We start from the raw sequence: 3,826 nt of genomic DNA on the forward strand, positions 1-3,826 counted from the left end.
CGTTGACGATGCGGAGCACGTTGAGGCCCGCGATCTGGCCGGCGTCCTTAGTCGCCTGGCGCTGGGCGTCATTGAAGTATGCGGGGACGGTAATAACGGCGTCGGTGACATCCTCGCCGAGGTAGGACTCCGCGTCCCTCTTGAGCTTCTGCAGGGTACGGGCAGAAATCTCCTGCGCCGTGTACTGCTTGCCGTCGATGTCGCTGGACTTCCACTCGGCGCCGATGTGGCGCTTGACGGAGCGAATGGTCCGGTCGACGTTGGTGACGGCCTGGTTCTTCGCGGGCTGGCCGACGAGAACCTCTCCGTTCTTGGCGAATGCGACGACCGACGGGGTCGTGCGGGAACCCTCGGCGTTGGCGATGACCTTCGGCTCGCCACCCTCAAGTACGGAAACCACCGAGTTCGTGGTGCCGAGGTCGATACCTACTGCACGCGACATATTGCGTTCCTCCTATTAATTGGTCTGTCTATTTGTCTTGTTCGTTTGTGTGGGTCTTGCTTCTAAGTCGAAAACCCTTAGCGCGCCGGACTCAAGTTCTTTGCCCCGCCGGCGAGCCTGTCGCAATTCTGCCACCGCCTTGCCGGGTTTGCGCAACTAGTTGAGTGTTGGACGCTTAAGTTTTCTGACTGGTGTAACTGGATTCGCGACGAATTCATTCCCGTTGTGACGCAACTCACGGTCTAACTTGCATTAGGTGCGCTCAAGTTTGTCCACGCCTCGAACCTGGCGCTGGCCACCCACGGCCACGACACTGGTGACACGAGCGACGTAGCATCCGTTCATGCGGAACATCCTGGACCCCTTCGAGAGCCGCGAGATCACTTCGCTCGCGGGTGTCGCCGTCACGCTGGCCCTCTTCACCGGAGCCGGCGCCATCACCAAGGGGCTCCCGCGCGACACAGCAGACTCCCTCTACTGGCTGGTCGCGTCGTTGATACTGCTGGGGATCGTCGTCCTGTCGGCCACGTTCTTCAGCGTCGCCCTACGACGCAGGTCGAATCGATTCGTCGTCGCGACTTTCGCGGTGTTCGCCGTCATCGCCGTTGCGTTTTTACCTACATACCTCGACGACCAGGACGAACCGGTCATTTTCTCGCCCGGACTCTTCACCGTGCTCGGGATGATCGCCTGCGCCGGGCTCGCCGTGGTCCTTGCCGCGCGGCTCGTATGCTCCGGAGCCGCGCGAGCCCGAGCCGTCCGCGCGCGGCGGCACGCCGAAGACTCCGCCGGCGACTAGCCCCCGCCTCAAGCCTCAACCCCCGCAAATCCCCAAGAAACCGAATAATTTCTTTTCACACCCGCAACACGTGTCCCACTGGTAATTAACAAATCCTGGCGCTATTCTGAGTCACAACTGTCACACACGTATCACCAACCCCAAGTTACAAATGCGGAATTACGTGGTGCGTTTTCGGTCGGACAGCCACACGCCCGCCCGACTCGGTAACCAAAGGAAGTGCTCAGCATGCGGATTCGCTCAACAATTGGCGCGGCCTTCGCCGTCACGGCGCTCGGCGTCGCCGGCGCTGTCGCCCTACCCACCGTGTCCTCCGATCAGGTCCTCAACACCGCCGACGAAACCACGGCGACGCCCGCCACCACCGGCGATGTCGACACCGACGACCCGGTGGCCGTCGCCCTCAGCCTCGCCGAGGCACTCCAAAGAGACCTCGGTATGACGCCGGAGCAGTTCGTCTCCCAGGCCGACACCGCCGCGAAGCTCGGAGACAAAGCCGGCGAGTGGTCCAAGGCTTTCCAGGACGCCTTTGGTGGCGTCTGGCTCAACGATCTCGGTGAGGGCGTCGTAGGCGTCGCCACCGTCTTCCCCGATGACGGCGGAGCGAAGAAGGTCGACACGAAGGCCGCATCCGAGCTGCGCTCGGCGGCGAAGGACGCGGGCTTCGAGGTGCAGGACGTCGCGTTGTCGCAGTCCGAGCTCGAGCAGCGCCTCGAAAAGGTCAGGGCCACCATCGAAGAGCTTCCGCAGGATCAGCGCGATTTGATCACCGGCGTCGAGGCCGACCAGAACCGCGGCGCCGTCGTCGTCACCACCGACGGCGGGACCGAGGCGGAACTCGGCAACCTCACCGCAGCGCTGCATGGACTGGCGAAGCTGAAGACGCTCAACGCGCCCAGCCCCACGAGTGACACGTCGCCATTCGGCAGCCTCGAGAGCGGCCAGCAAGGTCAGGGCTCGGGCAACGAGACCACCGATCCGGGCACCGGCGCGGTCGACGGCACCGGCACCGGCACCGCACCCGCCGAGCAGGCGGGCACGGAGCAGGCCGAGCAGACCCCCGACGCAACGACCACCGAGGCAGACAAGGGCGAGGCGCCGGCCGAAGGCGAGCAGCCCACGAAGGGCAATTCCCTCGAGAACGTCCTGTCCCCCGAGGCGCTCGGCGTGCTCTCGCAGATCCTCGGCATGGCCGGTGGCGCCGATTCCCTCGGCTCGCTCGGCGGAGCGAACGGTTCCCTCGGGGACTTCGTGCCGCTCCCGGACCCCGAGCCGACTCCCACCGAGGACGCGCCGGCCGAGGACGCACCAGCCGACCCGAATGCCGAGGCCAAGACTCCGGCGGACGATGAGCAGGTCATCGGCGGCACCGCCTACGATGCGAAGATGCCGATCGGTGGGCTCGAGTGCTCCACCGGCTTCAACGGCACGCTGAACGGCGCGCCGGTCGTTATCACCGCCGCGCACTGCAACCGCATGGACGGCGTGCGCGCCGCCCTCGCCGACGGCACCGAGTTCGGCACCTTCGCCTACACCAAGCCCGACAACATCGACTCCGCGCTGATCAAGGTCGACAAGGACTTCGGCGAGCGCTTCGACAACAACCTCGTCGGCGGCGAGGAGGGCAAGACCCAGGAGATCACCGGCACGGCAGCACCGGTCGTCGGACAGGTCGCCTGCAAGATGGGCTCGCGCACCGGGTTCAGCTGCGGCAAGATCGACGAGACCGGCACGAACATCGATGTCGCAGGACAGCGCACGATCGCCAACGCCTTCACGGTCGACATCTGCGCGCTCCCCGGTGACTCGGGCGGCGTGGTCTTCTCCGGTAACAAGGCTCTCGGGATCTCCAGCGCCTCGAACGTCGCGGGCGAGACCGACTGCGCGGCGGCCAAGACGAACGCGGACGCGGCCGGCGTGACCCCGTCTCTGTCCGTCGTACCGATCGACGACGTGCTCGCCGCACACCCCGGACTGGAGCTCAACACCAAGTAGCCCGGACCGCGCGGACGCGGGAGACGAGCGGAGAAAGCATCTCCGACGTCATTCCCGATGAACCGCCGCAACGAACAACCTCGAAGCCCCTTACCCACGTGGTGAGGGGCTTCGTTGCGGGTAACGGCCCGCACCGGCAACCCGATAATCAGAGCACGGGGCGCGTGGAGTGCCTCCGAGAACGGGAGGCTCGCCATGAAACCGGAACGCACGCCGGCAGGTACGAAGACACGCACGGCATCGGGCAGGGCGGTCGCCGGCAGTCTCGCTGCGCTGCTCGGTGCGGGCGCGCTCGCGGTCGCGGCGGCGGGAACGGCCGGCGCGAATGAGATCGTCAGCCGTGCGTTCCCGTGGTCTCAGGAGGGCACGACGTCGACCGTGTCGATGGAGGACCCGTGGGTGTTCCGCGGGCCGACGAACTACACGGTCGACACGAATCCGGCGTGCTGGATGTACCCGGACCGCCACGACCTCGTCGCCGACATCTCGATCCTCGCGCGCGACCGCTACATGCCGATGATGCCCAACTGGGACATCCTCTTCTTCCCCGTGAACGACACCGCGACGATCGACTGGCACAACACCACCAC

General features: G+C 65.6%; 4 protein-coding genes. 3 read left to right on the forward strand and 1 reads right to left on the reverse strand.

Features of this window, described 5'->3' with window-relative positions:
- Window positions 1-442: Hsp70 family protein (locus K8V11_RS03870; RefSeq protein ID WP_303911086.1), on the reverse strand; the 442-nt coding region annotated here is incomplete at its 3' end.
- A gap of 343 nt (window positions 443-785) precedes the next feature.
- On the opposite strand from K8V11_RS03870, the gene K8V11_RS03875 reads away from it, so the two are divergent.
- The 3 genes from K8V11_RS03875 to K8V11_RS03885 all read left to right on the forward strand — a co-directional run.
- Window positions 786-1,241 carry a hypothetical protein gene (locus K8V11_RS03875; RefSeq protein ID WP_303911087.1) on the forward strand — a complete coding sequence of 152 codons (456 nt, stop codon included), beginning with the start codon at window positions 786-788 and terminating at the stop codon, window positions 1,239-1,241.
- 228 nt (window positions 1,242-1,469) lie between these two features.
- Window positions 1,470-3,236 carry a S1 family peptidase gene (locus K8V11_RS03880; protein WP_303911088.1) on the forward strand — a complete coding sequence of 589 codons (1,767 nt, stop codon included), beginning with the start codon at window positions 1,470-1,472 and terminating at the stop codon, window positions 3,234-3,236.
- A 195-nt stretch (window positions 3,237-3,431) separates the two neighbouring features.
- Window positions 3,432-3,826 (forward strand): hypothetical protein (locus K8V11_RS03885; RefSeq protein WP_303911089.1); only part of this gene is annotated, 395 nt, incomplete at its 3' end.

The sequence above is a fragment of the Dietzia timorensis genome, from assembly GCF_020742175.1.
In the GTDB taxonomy this organism is placed as follows: Bacteria; Actinomycetota; Actinomycetes; order Mycobacteriales; family Mycobacteriaceae; genus Dietzia; species Dietzia timorensis_A.

Bases quoted from the DNA above. Each gene is read 5' to 3' on its own strand.
- K8V11_RS03875 (WP_303911087.1), top strand. From the start codon at position 786: ATGCGGAACATCCTGGACCCCTTCGAGAGCCGCGAGATCACTTCGCTC.
- K8V11_RS03880 (WP_303911088.1), top strand. From the start codon at position 1,470: ATGCGGATTCGCTCAACAATTGGCGCGGCCTTCGCCGTCACGGCGCTC.